Annotated in this window: 14 protein-coding genes; 7 read left to right on the forward strand and 7 right to left on the reverse strand. The window is 49.3% G+C overall.

Annotated features, from left to right (window positions below; translation table 11 throughout):
* Window positions 1–12 precede the first annotated feature (12 nt).
* From metF to G8768_RS03815, 4 genes are all read right to left on the reverse strand, one after another.
* Window positions 13–855 (reverse strand): methylenetetrahydrofolate reductase [NAD(P)H], encoded by an 843-nt coding sequence (gene metF, locus G8768_RS03800; protein ID WP_166851064.1) that lies wholly within the window; start codon window positions 853–855, stop codon window positions 13–15.
* A 75-nt stretch (window positions 856–930) separates the two neighbouring features.
* Window positions 931–2,313, reverse strand: a complete 1,383-nt coding sequence (gene ahcY / locus G8768_RS03805) for an adenosylhomocysteinase (protein WP_166851060.1) — start codon at window positions 2,311–2,313, stop codon at window positions 931–933.
* Window positions 2,314–2,332: 19 nt separating this feature from the next.
* On the reverse strand, window positions 2,333–3,547 hold the full coding sequence (metK, locus tag G8768_RS03810; protein ID WP_166851057.1) for a methionine adenosyltransferase: 1,215 nt from the start codon (window positions 3,545–3,547) through the stop codon (window positions 2,333–2,335).
* Window positions 3,548–3,595: 48 nt separating this feature from the next.
* Window positions 3,596–4,582: an ArsR/SmtB family transcription factor gene (locus G8768_RS03815; RefSeq protein ID WP_166851054.1), complete on the reverse strand. Its 987-nt coding sequence runs from the start codon at window positions 4,580–4,582 to the stop codon at window positions 3,596–3,598.
* 179 nt (window positions 4,583–4,761) lie between these two features.
* Between G8768_RS03815 and G8768_RS03820 the strand changes: the two genes are divergently transcribed.
* From G8768_RS03820 to G8768_RS03850, 7 genes are all read left to right on the forward strand, one after another.
* Window positions 4,762–5,157 carry a BlaI/MecI/CopY family transcriptional regulator gene (locus tag G8768_RS03820; protein WP_166851051.1) on the forward strand — a complete coding sequence of 132 codons (396 nt, stop codon included), beginning with the start codon at window positions 4,762–4,764 and terminating at the stop codon, window positions 5,155–5,157.
* Window positions 5,157–6,656 carry a M56 family metallopeptidase gene (locus G8768_RS03825; RefSeq protein ID WP_166851048.1) on the forward strand — a complete coding sequence of 500 codons (1,500 nt, stop codon included), beginning with the start codon at window positions 5,157–5,159 and terminating at the stop codon, window positions 6,654–6,656. Before G8768_RS03820 ends, G8768_RS03825 begins: the two co-directional genes overlap by 1 nt.
* Window position 6,657: 1 nt before the next feature.
* Window positions 6,658–7,323, forward strand: a complete 666-nt coding sequence (locus tag G8768_RS03830) for an energy transducer TonB (protein ID WP_166851045.1) — start codon at window positions 6,658–6,660, stop codon at window positions 7,321–7,323.
* Window positions 7,324–7,442: 119 nt separating this feature from the next.
* Window positions 7,443–9,167: a vWA domain-containing protein gene (locus tag G8768_RS03835; RefSeq protein WP_166851040.1), complete on the forward strand. Its 1,725-nt coding sequence runs from the start codon at window positions 7,443–7,445 to the stop codon at window positions 9,165–9,167.
* 234 nt (window positions 9,168–9,401) lie between these two features.
* Window positions 9,402–9,926 carry an RNA polymerase sigma factor gene (locus G8768_RS03840; RefSeq protein WP_243749420.1) on the forward strand — a complete coding sequence of 175 codons (525 nt, stop codon included), beginning with the start codon at window positions 9,402–9,404 and terminating at the stop codon, window positions 9,924–9,926.
* Window positions 9,923–10,627 (forward strand): hypothetical protein, encoded by a 705-nt coding sequence (locus tag G8768_RS03845; RefSeq protein ID WP_166851037.1) that lies wholly within the window; start codon window positions 9,923–9,925, stop codon window positions 10,625–10,627. Before G8768_RS03840 ends, G8768_RS03845 begins: the two co-directional genes overlap by 4 nt.
* A 55-nt stretch (window positions 10,628–10,682) precedes the next feature.
* Window positions 10,683–11,141, forward strand: a complete 459-nt coding sequence (locus G8768_RS03850; RefSeq protein WP_208020065.1) for a hypothetical protein — start codon at window positions 10,683–10,685, stop codon at window positions 11,139–11,141.
* A 65-nt stretch (window positions 11,142–11,206) separates the two neighbouring features.
* Here the strand turns inward: G8768_RS03850 and G8768_RS03855 are convergent, their stop codons facing one another.
* The 3 genes from G8768_RS03855 to G8768_RS03865 all read right to left on the reverse strand — a co-directional run bounded on the left by G8768_RS03855 (window position 11,207) and on the right by G8768_RS03865 (window position 16,332).
* The gene (locus G8768_RS03855; protein ID WP_166851035.1) at window positions 11,207–14,350 is read right to left on the reverse strand and encodes an efflux RND transporter permease subunit; all 3,144 of its coding nucleotides are present in this window, start codon (window positions 14,348–14,350) and stop codon (window positions 11,207–11,209) included.
* A 10-nt stretch (window positions 14,351–14,360) separates the two neighbouring features.
* Window positions 14,361–15,854: an efflux RND transporter periplasmic adaptor subunit gene (locus G8768_RS03860; protein ID WP_166851032.1), complete on the reverse strand. Its 1,494-nt coding sequence runs from the start codon at window positions 15,852–15,854 to the stop codon at window positions 14,361–14,363.
* A gap of 103 nt (window positions 15,855–15,957) precedes the next feature.
* On the reverse strand, window positions 15,958–16,332 hold the full coding sequence (locus G8768_RS03865; protein WP_166851029.1) for a hypothetical protein: 375 nt from the start codon (window positions 16,330–16,332) through the stop codon (window positions 15,958–15,960).
* Between the last annotated feature and the right edge of the window lie 48 nt (window positions 16,333–16,380).

Below are 16,380 nucleotides of genomic sequence, written 5' to 3' on the forward strand. Positions count from 1 at the left end.
AGATTCTATGGCTTATTCACTGGCCAATAGATTCGTCAGAATCTGGGCCGTTGGTTGGGTTTGATTCATGGTGTAAAAGTGCAAACCCGGTGCGCCATTGTCCAGCAGCATTTCGCAGAGATCCGATACCAAATCGATACCAAAAGAAATAATGCTTTCCTGATCGTCGGCAAAATCTTCCAATCGACGAGCCATCCAGCGAGGAATTTCTGCGCCACAGTTGGCACTGAAACGAGCCAGATTTTTGTAGTTGATAATCGGCATGATGCCCGGCACGATTGGCTGCTCAATGCCCGCTGCCTGACACTGATCAGCAAAGTAAAAATAGGCATCAGGATTATAGAAATACTGGGTGATTGCGCTGTTGGCGCCAGCATCGAATTTACCTTTCAGATATTCGATGTCTTTTTTGTAGCTGCGGGCTTCCGGATGAATTTCCGGATAGGCTGCTACTTCAATATGAAAGTGGTCGCCAAAATGTTCGCGGATAAAAGCCACTAACTGATTGGCATAAACCAGTTGTGAAGCGCCGCCCATACCCGAGGGCATATCGCCGCGCAAGGCGACAAGGCGTTTAACACCACCGTCTTTATATTCTTGCAGCAGTTGCTTGATGGTGTCTTCATCATCTCCGCCGAAAGACAGGTGGGGTGCCGTATCATGACCGGCATTGATGGAACTTAAAACAATACCTTTCGTGCTGTCGCGAGTAGAGCCGCCAGCGCCATAGGTTACAGAATAAAATTCAGGTTGAAACAGGGCGAGTTCTTCTTGCACGGCCGCCAGTTTCTCTTTGCCAGCGGGAGTCTTCGGAGGGAAGAATTCAAAGCTGACTGGGATGTGTTCATTGCTCATGGTGTCTGGCCTGTTTTATGTTGAACAGTGCTCTATTGGCTGCTCCGGCATAGCGAATGCCGGAGCAGACAGATTTTAGTACTTGTAAGATTCCGGCTTGAATGGACCATCAACTTCAACGTTGATGTAGTCCGCCTGGGTCTTGGTCAGCTTGGTGATCACGCCACCGAAGCCGGCAACCATGTCGGCCGCCACTTCTTCATCCAGTTTCTTGGGCAGTACTTTTACGTACAGCGCGTCTTGCTTTTCCGTTTCTGGCAAATCAGCAAACTTGCGTTCCCACAGATAAATTTGGGCCAGTACCTGGTTGGCAAAAGAACCATCCATAATACGAGAAGGGTGACCGGTAGCGTTGCCCAGGTTAACCAAGCGACCTTCAGACAACAGAATCAAATGATCTTTGCTGGCTCGGTCGCGATAGATTTTGTGAACCTGTGGTTTAATTTCTTCCCACTCCCAGTTCTCGCGCATATAAGCGGTATCGATCTCATTATCAAAGTGACCGATGTTACAAACCACAGCACCATTTTTCAGACTTTGCAGCATGTTGGCATCGCACACATTGGTGTTGCCGGTTGTGGTAACGATCAAATCGGTTGTGCCCAGCAGTTCTTTGTTGATGCTGCTCAGCTCGCCAGTGTTAACGCCATCGATATAAGGCGATACAACTTCGAAGCCGTCCATACAGGCTTGCATGGCACAGATTGGGTCGATTTCAGTAACCTTAACGATCATGCCTTCCTGACGCAGTGAAGCTGCAGAACCTTTACCTACATCACCATAACCAACGACCAGGGCTTTTTTCCCGCTTAACAGATGATCAACACCACGCTTGATGGCATCGTTCAAAGAGTGTCGGCAGCCGTACTTGTTGTCGTTCTTGGATTTGGTGACCGCATCGTTCACGTTGATGGCCGGTACTTTCAGCTCGCCTTTTTCCAGCATTTCTACCAGACGGTGAACACCCGTGGTGGTTTCTTCAGAAATACCGTTTATGTTATCCAATACCTGTGGGTATTTCTCGTGGCACATCTGGGTCAGGTCACCACCATCGTCCAGAATAATATTGGAATTCCACAGTTCGTCGCTGTCTTTCTCAGCCAGAATGGTCTGCTCGATACACCACCAGAACTCTTCTTCGGTTTCACCCTTCCAGGCAAAAACAGGAATGCCAGCAGCGGCGATAGCGGCGGCGGCGTGGTCCTGAGTAGAGAAAATATTACAGGAAGACCAGCGTACTTCAGCGCCCAGTTCCACCAGAGTTTCAATCAACACGGCGGTTTGGATGGTCATATGGATACAACCCATGATTCGGGCGCCCGCCAGAGGTTGTGCCTCCTTGTATTTGCGGCGCAGTGCCATCAGTGCGGGCATTTCGCCTTCGGCGATTTCAATTTCTTTGCGACCCCATTCGGCCAGGCTGATGTCAGCAACTTTGTAATCGGTAAATGTGCTCATGATTTATCTCTCAAAAAAATTATTGGCCAAGGGCTGCTTTCAGTGCATCCACTTTATCGGTTTTTTCCCAAGTAAAGGCCGTAAAGGTATCGCTATGGGTCTCGCCATTTTCGACCCACTCGTAGCGGTGCTCGAAGGGTTCGCGACCGAAGTGGCCGTAGGCGGCGGTTAACTGGTACATCGGGTGCTGTAGATCCAGCACTTTGGTGATGGCGTATGGACGCAGATCGAAAACTTCGCGAATCGCGGCAATCAATTGATCGTCACTGACCTTGCCGGTGCCAAAGGTGTTGACGGAAATTGAGGTCGGTTCGGCAACACCAATGGCATAAGAAACCTGGATTTCACAGCGGTCTGCCAGGCCGGCTGCAACAACATTTTTTGCAACATAGCGACCGGCGTAAGCGGCAGAGCGATCCACTTTCGATGGGTCTTTACCAGAGAAGGCACCACCACCGTGGCGTGCCATGCCGCCATAGGTATCCACAATAATTTTACGCCCGGTTAAACCCGCGTCACCGACCGGGCCACCAATCACAAAGTTACCGGTTGGGTTGATGTGGTACTGAGTGCCTTCGTGCAGCAATTCAGCGGGCAGTACATGCTTGATGATGTTTTCCAGCACGGCTTCGCGAATATCGTCCTGACTCACTTCAGGATTGTGTTGGGTGGACAGTACAACTGCATCGACGGCAACGGGCTTGCCATCTTCGTAACGCAGAGTGACCTGGGATTTTGCATCGGGACGCAACCAGGGCAGGATACCGTCTTTGCGCAATTGGGCCTGACGCTCAACCAGACGGTGTGAGTAGTACACCGGAGCGGGCATCAAGGTTGGGGTTTCATTAGTGGCATAGCCAAACATCAAACCCTGGTCACCGGCGCCCTGATCTTCGGGCTTGGAGCGGTCAACACCCTGGTTAATGTCTACAGACTGTTTACCAATCGCGTTAATAACGGCACAGCTTGCGCCGTCGTAGCCTACATCGGAACTGTTGTAGCCGATGCCTTTAATAACATCGCGAATAATATCTTCCAGATCGACATAGCAGCTGGTGGTCAGCTCGCCAGCAACTACGGCCATACCGGTTTTTACCAGTGTTTCAACGGCGACACGTGCGTCTTTGTCGCGTGCGATGATGGCATCGAGAATGGCATCGGAAATCTGATCGGCCATTTTGTCGGGATGACCTTCAGAGACAGACTCCGAAGTAAAAATGCTGTACTCAGACATAACTGTTTTCCTAAACTAATGGCCATGGGCCAATGAGTATCTGCACTGTTAAGTCAGTGCTGGTTTAATAAATTCACGTATTTGGATCTGGAAGCCATTACGCAGGGCGAAGTAAATGCTCTGGCCTTCTTCGAGGCCTGCGGCTTCGCTCCACTGACTCAAATCCTGGGGTTCAAAGCCCAACCATAAGTCCCCGCAAGCGTCCTGTGCCCAGGCTTGATCATGGCGACAAAGGTCGGTTACCAGCAGAACCCCACCGCTGGCTAAACTATTGGCTAAATCACTGAAGATCTGGGCTGGCGAAGGGGTATGATGCAGCACCATATTCACCACGATGCACTGTGCTGACAGTTCCAATTCGGCCAGGCGCTTAGTGTCACCGAGAATCAGCTCGACATTATTCAGCCCCTCGGACTGAACCAGCTGGCGAGAGGTCTCAAGCATTGCCGGACTGTTGTCGAGGGCAAATACCGTGTCAAATCGCTCGGCCAGATAAGGCAGAAACTCCCCTTCACCGGGACCGAGCTCAAGAGCCAATTTATGGTCGTGTAAAGGCGCTGCCAGCAAAGCCTCGGCGACTTGCTCGCGATAAATTGGAAAACTGGCAATTAAGTCGGCTTGTTCGCGGAACTTGCCGGCATTTTCCGTGAAAAACTTACGTGAAGCGGCTTCTCGCTCGCTTTGAATCTCATCGAGTTGAGCTTGCAGCTGTTCCGCCAGTGGCAGGCTGTCCACGCTGTGGAACAGGCGCCTTTGGGCATCACCCAGCAGGGGGTCATGGCTGGCCAGCGCGCGTCGGTAAAAGATGGAATTTCCTTCCCGGCGGGTCGCCACCAAGCCAGCAGATGCCAGAACTTTGAGGTGGTGGCTCATGCTGGACTGCTTCAAATCGAAAATGGAAACCAGTTCAAGAACGCCGTAGGAATCCCTGGCCAGGACACGCAAAACCTCCAGGCGCAAGGGGTCGGCGGCTGCTTTCAGTAAAGCAGCCAGCTGCTCGGCGGGACGATCGGCTATGGCATCTGGACTCGACATGCAAGGGAGTGTAGCAGTGCTTAATATCTATATCAAAATATTTCGATATAGATTTGTTTAATTTTTGTTTGACCTCGTCGATTGTGAGTGCTAATTTTTTAGCATGGTGCTAAAAAATTAGCACCCAGGGAGCGAAACCAAAGAAGCTCTCCGCCAAACCGCTACGGGAAATATGAACCATGACCAAAACGCCGCATAAACTCAGCCGCCGAGAGCGACAAATATTGGATGTGCTCTATGAAAAACAACAGGCCTCGGCCAAGGATGTGCAGGCCGGTATCGATGATGCCCCCAGTTATTCGTCTATTCGAGCACTGCTTGCCCGCATGGTGGAAAAGGGTCTGGTGAGTCATACCCAGGAAGGTGCCAAGTATCTTTATAGCCCCATCACGGCCAAAGACGATGCGAGCCAGTCGGCGATTGGCCGCCTGGTACGTACATTCTTCGATGGCTCGGCTATTAAAGCGGCCAGCGCTTTGATCGGCAATGCTGAAGAACAGTTGGATGAAAAGGAACTCGAATCACTGGAAAAAATGATTCGTCAGGCGCGTGAACGCAAGCAGCAGGAGAAGTGATGATGACGGCGGCGCTGTTGATGTTTCCTGTAAAAGCTGCCCTGGTCGGCTTGTTGTTTATCGGTTGTTACTATGGCTTGGATAAACATTCCGCTCGCCTTCGTTATCAATGGCTGAGTACGATCAGCGTTTTATTTTTACTGTTTCCGATTCTGGATCAGTTGTTGAACAGTTTTGATGTTACGGTGGCGGTTCGCACGAATCATTTGTTATTGCGCAGCGGGGCTGAACTTCTTCAGGAGCCCTGGTTGCAAATTGGTTTGTTGTTGTACTGCTTTATCTGCAGTTGGTTATTGTTCTATGTATTCCTCGGGCTCTCTCAGTTATCCCGATATCGGAAGTCAGCGCAAACGGCGCCACTCGAATTGCAACAGCTACTGGATAAACTTTCCGCTCGTATTGGCTTGTTGAACGTGCCCGAGTTAAAACTTCATCACAATAATGCGATGAGCCCCTGTACTTTTGGTTCGCTCAACCCTGTGGTGCTGCTACCGGCCAATGCCGTGGATTGGCCGAAAGAACAACTTGAATTGGTGCTGTTGCATGAGTTGGCGCATGTCAAACATCGTGATTTTTTGCGCTTAAACGGTGCTCGTTTCTTGCTGGCCTTTTACTGGTTTCTTCCGCCCGCCTGGTGGTTGCTTGCCGAACTTAAAAAACTGTCCGAGCAACTGGCCGACGATACCGTGTTAAATGTCGGTGCGAACGATGCCGATTATGCGGAGGTGTTAATGCGAGCTGGGCGTTTGCACAAAGAAGCAAGTTCAATGGCCGTCGCGGTAAATGGTAATGGTGAATACTACCAGCGCGTAATGACAGTTTTGGATCGCTACGTGGATCGCACGGCTCAACCTAATAAAGCTTCCCGTCCTCTGTTTTGGTTCCTGATTCTGAGTACTTTCAGTGCAGCGGCTATTGATTTGAGTGTTGAAAATAAAGGGTATCTTAAATTGCCTGTTGAAATGGTCAGCATTCAGAAATTCCGTGATGCACCTGTAGCGGGAGCTGTAGAGGAAAATGTCGGGTGGGATGAGTCCCTGAAAGTGGTCGCCATGGCAGCTGAAAAAGCGCCCACGGCTGAGCGATCAACTCGTTTTGAGATGAGTGGCTATCTGGCCGGTGATATCGAGCTGCCTTCTGCCCAACTTTTTGAAGGGATCAATAAGGACATTGATATACGGGCAAACTTCAACATCGATGAAAAAGGTCGGGCGTACGCTGTGAAAATAAAGCCGCAGGACCTTGAGACCGAATTGCGGGAAGAAATTTCCAATGCAATCAAAAACAGTCAATTTGCTGTTCACAGACTCAACGGAGAGCCGGTGGTTGTGACCGGAGCGGAGCAGCGTTACCAACTTAAAGAAAAACCTAAAAAGGAAAAAGCATCAAAAAAGGAGGATAAGCCAATGCGTGATATCAAGATGAAAAAAGACGCTATAAAGCCCGCCGAGAAAAATAAATTCTCGAGCAACACACGGAAATTATCGGAAGAGGTGTGATATGAATACATTATATCGACAAGCAGGTATCCGTCAGGAAATTCAAGCGAAAGAGCCGAGCCCTGTTACCCGAATATCAGCATTTTTATTAGCGGTTGTCTTTTCCGTTGCGGTTACCGCAGCTTTACTATTGTTGATGCACAGCCTGATCTATAAGGAGTATGTTGAACCCGTTGAAGCGACGCGGACGATACCGACGGATATTTGGGCGCAAAAAAGGGACATTGTGACGGAAAAGGAATATGACAAACCGGAGCCTATAGAGGAGCCCAGTACTCCCCCTGAAGCATTGCCGGATTATCCTGTTGCCATTGAGCGTGAGGGCCCAGGGCTCATTGGCGAAAAATTTCAGGTCGATACAGGCGTCGGGACTGATTTTGCCATTGGCCAAAGTGGCATGTTGGTCAAGCGCGTTGCGGCAGCGCCTCGATATCCGGGGCGGGCCATTACCAGAGGCATCGAAGGGTTCGTCGATATTCGCTTTGATGTCACGAAAATCGGCAACACCGAGAATATCCGTATTATTCAATCTCAGCCGGAAGGCATTTTTGATAAGGCAGCCACTCAGGCTGTTGCCAAATACAAATATCAGCCTGCCATGCAAGGTGGTGAGCCGGTAGCCACTAAGAACGTCACCGAACGCATTCGATTCAACTTGGAGAAATAAGCGCTCCAAACCACCACTTTGATGGAAATCGTGCCAGGGAAGGTATTTTCAAAAAATGTTAACCCCTTTTTTTCGGCTGCCGCGTTATAGGTATAGATATTCGCTGAGGAGCTACTGCTATGAGTATATATAAATCCTGTGCAAGCCCGGTTCTGGTCCTGTTGATGGGTGGTTTAATTGCCTGTCAAAGCTCGACAGAAACCGATCGGAAAGCCAATACCGCAGAACCTATTCCTGTTGTACTCGCCAGTGAACAGGAGCTGGAAGAGGTTATGGTCACTGGCGCGAAGCAAGAAATTGTTATGCACCCTAGAGCTCTGGGGAAAGTGAAGGCCGATATGATGGTTAGTCGTCCTTTTCCCGAGCCACATTATTTGTCTGTTGAGGAGGATCGAGAAAATTACCGAGGGCCCGATGACAATCCCATTCGCAGCGTGCTGGAACAACCCATGTCGACATTTTCAATCGACGTGGATACGGCCGCTTATGCCAATGTGCGAAGAATGATTCTGCGCGAGGGCAGATTGCCACCAAAAGAAGCAGTACGTGTTGAAGAAATGGTCAATTACTTCCAGTACAACTATCCGAAACCCAAAAGCCCAAAGCAGGCATTTGCAATCGATACTGAACTCAGTACTTCCCCCTGGAACGACAATAAATATCTGATGAGAATTGGTCTGCAGGGCTATGAAGAAAACCTGGATCAGCGTCCGGCATCGAACCTGGTGTTTCTAGTGGATGTCTCTGGCAGTATGCAGTCGCAAGACAAGCTTCCATTGTTAAAACGCTCTTTGTTGATGCTGCTCGATAAGTTGGAAGAGCGCGACTCAGTGTCTCTGGTGGTTTATGCGGGGGCCGCGGGAGTGGTTTTGCCGCCGACTAAAATCTCGGAAAAACTGAAAATCCGTGAAGCGATAGACGCCCTCGAAGCTGGCGGTAGCACCCATGGCAGTGCAGGCATTAAACTCGCCTATGAGCAAGCCCAGAAGGGGTTTATTAAAGAGGGTATTAACCGAGTCATTATCGCCAGTGATGGTGATATGAATGTCGGCATTACCGATATCGAACAACTGAAATCCCTGATCGAACGTAAACGCGAATCGGGTATTGCACTGACGACCCTGGGCTTCGGTACTGGCAATTATAACGATGCCTTAATGGAAGAGCTGGCAAACGTCGGCAACGGCAACTCGGCGTATATCGACAGCATGAAAGAGGCTTATAAGGTCCTGGTTCAGCAAATGAACGCGACCCTGCACACCATTGCAAGCGATGTGAAAATTCAGGTGGAATTTAACCCTGATCAAGTCAGCGAGTATCGCCTGGTCGGCTATGAAAACCGCATGTTGAATCGTGAAGATTTCAATAACGATAAAGTGGATGCGGGCGACATAGGGATGGGCCATCAGGTAACAGCTATTTATGAGATCAGCCTGAAGGGCCAGGGCAGCTTGCCAGAAAGGCGCTACGGCAAACAAGCCACAGTTCATGAGCTTTCAAAGAAAAAACCAAGCGTTAATGACAAAAACCGCGAACTCGCCTACATCAAGCTGCGTTACAAGCCTGCCCATGGAGAAGCCAGTCGCTTGATTGAGAAAATTGTTCATACCGATACACTCAACACCGATTTTAACAAAGCATCCAATGAACATCGCTTCGCCACCTCGGTGGCTGAGTTTGCCCAGCGACTGCGTGGAGGTCAGCGTATCAGCAAGGGCAGCATGCAGGAACTGATCGAACAGCTTCGCAACAGTCGAGGCGAAGATCGTTTCTCCTATCGAGGTGAACTGGTCAACATCGCTGAACTTGCGGCTAGCATTGATCAGCAGATTGCGCTTCAATAGGTTTTAAATTTAGACAATATCGCTTCAGGCTTAGTCAATGTGAGGTCTTGAATCGGAACTGATGTGTAAAACCTTCAAAAACAGGGAAGTTTTTGGAGAGCCCCCAAGGATGGGTTCACGGCGAGTTTTACACATCAGTTTCGGTTCAAGGCTGATTCGAAGGCCGCTGACGAAAAGACTTGTTGATTCGGAGATGGCACCCTGCTAAATCGCTTTAAGTCGGATGAGAGCCTGCTGGACAAATTCAGTAAAGGCTCTCATTCCTGTTTTGAAACCCTATACGGCCGTTACAAAGATGCCGTATATCGCTATGCCCTGAAAAGTGTACAAGACAGCGCGAGTGCGGAAGATATCGCCCACGAATCCTGGGTTTCTGTTATCGATAAAGCCGAGAGCTTCGTGCCTGATGCTTCCTTGAGTCAGCCCTTCAAACAGTGGCTATACCGAATTGCCCACAACAAGGTTATCGACTTCTGGCGTAAACAAAAGCATATTGACTACATAGACGAAGACCAGCAAGAAATATTGGAAAACGAAAGTGGTAAAGACAATCACCTGGAGGAGCAATACCTGCTGGTAGAAGTAGAACGACTGCTAGCCCAACTGCCACCGATACAACGGCAAAGCTATTTATTGCAGCTGGAAGGATTTAGCCTGGCGGAAATAGCAGAAATTACCAACAGCCAACCCGAGTCCGTAAAAAGCCGACTGCGTTACGGAAAGAAAAAGTTACAACAACTTCTGGAGGATGAAGCATGAGCGAAAAACAACGCACTCAAGCACATCCAGAGCTGCAAACATCGCCCAAAAAACTGGATGATAAAGTACTGGCCTACGCTCGCCGCAAAGCAGAGGCCAACAAACAGAATCACAGCACAGCATGGTCAAAACATTGGTACACCGGGGCGGCCAGTATGGCTGTGCTGGTACTGGCTGTATTGCTGTATCCTGCGATGCAACAGCAAACGGTTAAACAAGACCTTGTATACGATGTTGTGATTACACCCGAACCCGCGGCAGCGAAAAAGGCCAAGCCCGAAGCCATTGGCATGATGGCAGGGTCAGAAGACCTTCATGAAGAGATTCATGAAGAAGACAGCAAGTTCATGGAGAGTGTTACGGTAACAGCCAGCCCAGTGCCACAAGAAGAAATCACTGTAAAAGCCGAAAAAAGAATGTCGCGCAGCCGGGACTCATTGTCGAAGCCTGTTCTGGAAGAGCTTGTTATGCAGGCTGGGGAAGCATCACCCGAATATGATGCATTTATTGATAGTGTTCAAAATAATGAAGAGCTTCGTCAACGCTTGATGACTATTCGAGACCTTGCGGACCTCCAGTTGGCAGAATCGCAGTACCGTGATCTACGGAAAAAATATACAGGTCTGCCAGAAGAATTGGCAGAAGCCCTGATGATGCTTGACGAGTTCATGGAAGAGCTGGAAGAAGAGTCCGAGCAATAGAATATCGGTACAGAATAAAGTCACCAAACAAAAAGGATCTGGAAGGGACCTGGAAATGCTCTTGCGAATACTTTGCTTACTGCTTATCGCCGCCATTGCTTCAAGTAGCAGCTTTATCGTCCATGTTCTCACAGTAGAATGGTTGCCTGGGTGGATAGGTCAACAAATGGAGGGGAGAACCATATCGCCTTCGTGGGATGTCCGTTATATCGCAATGATGACCTCCATTGAATATGGTGTGGCGGCCTTACTTATTTATCATTTTGCAAGGGATAAGCTGCTGGCTTGGGGGATTCCGCTTGTCATTCTATTTATGTTTGCATTGTTGGCTGCAACACATGGCGCTTTGATCAGACAGCCATTCATGGACTACATCGTCGGAAATCCAATGCAGGTGGTTTTGGTTCAGAACGGGTTCAAGTATTTAATTTGGTTTCTTATGTCTGTAATTACGGTGCTTGGATACGAATTTTTACATAGAAAATTCGTATCCAAATCCAACAATCAGGCATAAACTCCGCTACTGAGTACCAGACCGTATTGAATAATATCCAGTAGCTGAGCTTGATTGAAAGTACTTCAAGACTTCAGATCTTTATTAAATTTCAGCACCTCAGAAGATTTCATTAAGCAATAGCTCGCCGGTAACACAATCAGCGTTAACAAAACGGCGCTGCTCATGCCGCCGACCATGGGGGCGGCAATTCGGCTCATAACTTCGGAGCCTGTGCCGCTGCCATATAGAATGGGAAGCAGGCCGATGATGATGGTTGCTACGGTCATCATCACTGGGCGAACCCTCAAACCGGCACCGTGTAACAAGGCTTCTCGATAGGCTTCCGGGCTGATAGCCAGATGCTGATCCCGTGCTTTTTCCTTCAGCTCATCAAGGGCCTGGTTCAGGTACACGAGCATAATAACGCCAATTTCAACGGCCACGCCGGCCAGTGCAATAAAGCCAACACCAACGGCTACTGAAAAATTAAAGCCCTCCAGATACATCAACCACAACCCCCCAATCATCGCCATGGGCAATGTGGCGATAATAACCGCTACCTCATTGATGCGTCGAAAATTGAGGTACAGCAAAATGATAATAATGGCGAGAGTAAGCGGCAGAACATAGCTGAGCTTTTCCTTGGCTCGTTCCATATATTGATATTGTCCCGCCCAGCTGATCGAATACCCGGGAGGTAAGACCAGCTCCTCTTCCAGAGCCTGTTTGGCTGTCGCAACATAGCTTCCAATGTCGACACCATCGATGTCAATAAACGTCCAGCCATTAATACGGGCGTTTTCGCTTTTGATTCCCGGTGGTCCGTTCTCAATATAGATTTGAGCCACATCGCCAAGTGCAATGCGTTGGCCGGAGGGAGTAAGCACTGGTAGTCGCGATAAGCGCTCGGGAGAGTCCCGGTAGTCTTGGGGATACCTCAGGTTTACCGGGTAGCGTTCCTGGCCTTCTACAGTTTGCGTAACGTTCATGCCACCGATGGCCGTAGAAACCACTTGTTGAATGTCGGCAATGTTCAAACCAAAACGGCTGGCCTTGTCGCGGGAGATATCAACCTTGATATAGCGGCCGCCGGCGACACGTTCCGAATATACCGAAGCGGTACCCGGAACCTCACCGAGAATGCGTTCCAGGTCCTGGCCAATGTTTTGAATGATGTCCAGGTTTGGCCCTGCGACTTTAATTCCCACGGGGGTTTTAATGCCAGTAGCCAGCATATCAATTCGAGTTTTAATGGGCATCACCCAGGCATTACTCAGTCCAGGGAACTTAAGCAGTTCGTTCAACTCCGCCCTTAAACGTTCGGGTGTCATGCCTTCGCGCCATTCGCTTTTAGGCCTCAGTTGCACAAAGGTTTCGATCATTGTGAGTGGGGCGGGGTCGGTTGCGGTTTCGGCGCGCCCCACCTTGCCGAAGACATTCTGAACTTCCGGTACGGTGCGAATCAGTTTGTCGGTTTGTTGCAAGAGTTCGCGCGCTTTGCCGATGGAAATTCCAGGATAAGTCGTTGGCATATACATTAAATCACCTTCGTCCAGCGGTGGAATAAACTCGCTGCCAATTTTGTTGATGGGGTAGAAACCCAAAATGGTAATGACGATGGCGACAAAAACAGTCACCTTTGGAAAGTTCAGTACATGCTTCAGTACAGGCATGTAAAGGCTGATGAGCATCCGGTTCAATGGGTTTTTCTTCTCTGAGATCACCTTGCCTCGGATAAAGTAGCCCATAAGCACAGGAACTAATGTGATGGCCAAGCCCGCTGATGCAGCCATGGCATAGGTTTTGGTGTAAGCCAGCGGAGAGAACATTCTTCCCTCCTGAGCTTCCAGGATAAACACCGGCAAAAAGGAAACCGTTATAATCAGTAGGCTGAAAAATAAAGCCGGTCCGACTTCGGCTGCGGATTTGGCCACGATTTGCCAGCGATTGTCATCGGTCAATGGTGTTCGTTCCATATGCTTGTGCATATTTTCGATCATCACAATTGCGCCATCGGTCATAGCGCCGATGGCAATCGCAATACCACCGAGAGACATGATGTTGGCATTAATGCCCTGGCTGTGCATGATGATAAAAGAGATCAAAATGCCTAAGGGCAAACTGACAACGGCCACGATTGAAGAGCGTAGGTGAAACAGAAACACTGCACACACCAGCGCTACAATCAAAAGCTCCTCTGTTAATTTGTCCCATAGATTGTCGATGGCGCTGCTGATCAGTTTGGAACGGTCGTAAACGGGAATAATTTCGACGCCTTCCGGCAGAGAATTTTCGAGTGACGCCAATTTCTCTTTGACGCCCTCAATGGTTTTCTGGGCATTTTCCCCAAAGCGCATGACGACCACTCCGCCGGCAACTTCCCCTTCACCGTTCAGCTCGGCAATGCCACGGCGCATCTGTGGGCCCAGAGTGACGTTAGCCACATCGGCAACTCGCAATGGAGTGCCTTGGTCGTTAAGGCCCAGCGGAATTTTTTCGATGTCACTGATGGATTGAATGTAGCCAGTTGCGGTCACCATATATTCGGCTTCGGCCATTTCCACCACCGAAGCCCCGGTTTCCTGATTGCCCTGTCGCAGGGCCATTTGGATGTGGCTGAGGGGAATGTTGTAGGCCCGCAACTTATCCGGGTCAACCTGCACCTGATACTGTTTTACCATGCCGCCAATAGCGGCCACCTCGGAAACTCCGGGGACAGTTTGTAGCTCGTATTTTAAAAACCAATCTTGCAAGCTACGCAACTGACTGAGATCGTGTTTGCCTGATTTATCGGTAAGCGCATAAATATAAACCCATCCAACACCGGTGGCATCGGGCCCGAGTTGGGGCACTGCATTGCTCGGTAAGCTGGCCGACACCTGACTCAGGTATTCAAGTACCCGACTGCGAGCCCAATACAGATCTGTATCGTCATCAAAAATAATGTAGACGTAAGAATCCCCGTAAAAGGAATACCCTCGCACGGTTTCCGCACCGGGTACTGACAGCATGGCGGTGGTCAATGGAAAAGTTACCTGGTCCTGAACAACCTGTGGTGCTTGTCCTGGATAACTGGTTTTAATAATTACCTGCACATCGGATAAATCAGGAATGGCGTCTACAGGAGTATTCCGAATGGAATACACTCCGGAGAACGCCACGATAACCGTCGTCAACAGCACAAAGAAACGATTTTCGATAGACCAGCGTATGATTGTTTCGATCATGTTCGAGTCCTCACGGCTTGTCTATATGGTGTTGGTGTTGCTCATGTTTATCGCTCAGGCTGATGTCCACGATGGTAAGTTCTTCCCGGACTTCAAACGTGAAAATTACCGTGTCACCAGGTTTGAATGATTCCAGATGGATGGATTGTTCAGCCAGAAAATCGAGTTCTGCTGCTGGCCTGCTCCACTTTTCAATGGCTTCCCGGCTGATATTCACAACGCGCCCCTGAAGGTCGATGCGGTTAATGGTTCCCTTTACGGTGGCTTGCTCATACTTCGATTCAGCCTCCGCATCCATGCGTTTGAAGTCTGAACTTTTGCTCGATTCTGAATCAATCAGAAAGTGGGCTGAACTTACGACGGTATCGCCGGCCTTGAGGCCTTCCAGAATTTCAATGTTGTCTGAAGTTACCCGACCAATTTTTACTGCCACCGATTTAAACTGGCCCTTGCCAAAAACAAGAACCACTCGATCCTGTTTGCCGGTTCGAATAACAGATTCCTTGGGCACCAAAATGACGTTTTCGCGCTTCTCGGCATGAATCACAATTTGGGCAAACATATTGGGCTTGAGTTGAAGGTTGGGATTGTCGAATTTTAATCGCACTCTTAAGGTGCGGGTTTTATTGTTTAAGCTTGGGTACACATAATCCACCGTGCCTTGCCAGGTTTTGCCTGGCAGATAATCCAGACTCATGGTGACGGGCAATCCTTTGTGAATCAAAGCCGCATCTCGTTCGAATACTTCAGCTTCAACCCAAACCTGATTCAGCTTGGCAATGCTGAGTAGAGTATTGCCCGGTTGAACATAAAAACCCTCGCGGATTTTCAGATCAGAGACTACGCCCTCCTGGGGAGAGTAAAAGGTGATGGTTTGTTGCACCTCACGTTTTTTCTCCAGCTCGCGGATAAACTCTGCGGATAAATGCAGGGCTTTCATACGATTGCGAGCCGCTTTGATTAGGGAGTTGTTATTTCGTTTGAGGGCAATCATCAGTTCCTCCTGTGCATTCACCAGCTCAGGGGAGTAGAGGGTATAAAGCGCCTGCCCCTTTTTCACTGGATTGCCCGCCGCTTTTACGTAGAGGTTTTCTACCCAGCCATCGATTCGTGGGTGAATGTGAATCAGTTTGTCTTCATCGTATTGCACATAGCCCACAGTAGAAATTTCATTGTTCAGGGCTTTTGATTCAACTTGGGCCGTTCTAATGCCCAGATTATTCACAATATGAGGGGCGATTTTCACAACTTCCGGGCCATGATCCGTGGAATTGTTCTCCTCGTCATAAACAGGAATTAAGGCCATCCCCATTGGTGATTTCCCGGGCTTGTCACGGCGATAGTTGGCGTCCATAGGGGCTACCCAATAGAGAGGCTTTTTCTCCATCGCGCCTTTGTCTGGAGTGGATGGCTCCCGGGAATTTGATAGAAAGTTTGATAAACCAAAACCAAGTGCTGCACCCAGCAGCAAAGTAATCAGTGCTTTTAATAACGTTGTATTCATAATCGCCCCCAGATAACACCGGGTATGTTTCTACGCAGATGCGCGAAAATAATTAACAGAAAAAGAGGGTGGGTACACGAATTTCAGGCGTACCGATTCTGTGTCAGGCGAGTATTGGCGGACGGAAGAGGGTGCTTGTCAGGGCTTTGGGTTGCCCGAGGGAGTCGCTGAAGCGGGCATTGCTTATGCCTTCAAATTCCACCGTGGTTTGTTTGGAAAGCAGTGAAGAAATGTTGGTGCATGAGCTGCTCGGGCAGGAACAGTCTGCTCCACAGCAATCGCTCATGCTATTCATCATCGTCTGGTGATCCATATCCCCGTGGGCCGGCTCGAGAGAATGGTTCATGCTGTCGTGGGACATGCTGTGTGAAGCATCCATCGGCATTTCACAAGCAATATGGGCATAGGCGAGTGATTGGCCCAGCAGGGCAATCAGCATCGCGGCAGCAATCAGCGCTTGTGAAAGAGACTTAAACATAGGTGTTCTAACGGGTTTCCGATTCAGTGAACGTATAATGCTAGGGCA

It is taken from the genome of Pseudoteredinibacter isoporae, from assembly GCF_011602085.1.
In the GTDB taxonomy this organism is placed as follows: domain Bacteria; phylum Pseudomonadota; class Gammaproteobacteria; order Pseudomonadales; family Cellvibrionaceae; genus Pseudoteredinibacter; species Pseudoteredinibacter isoporae.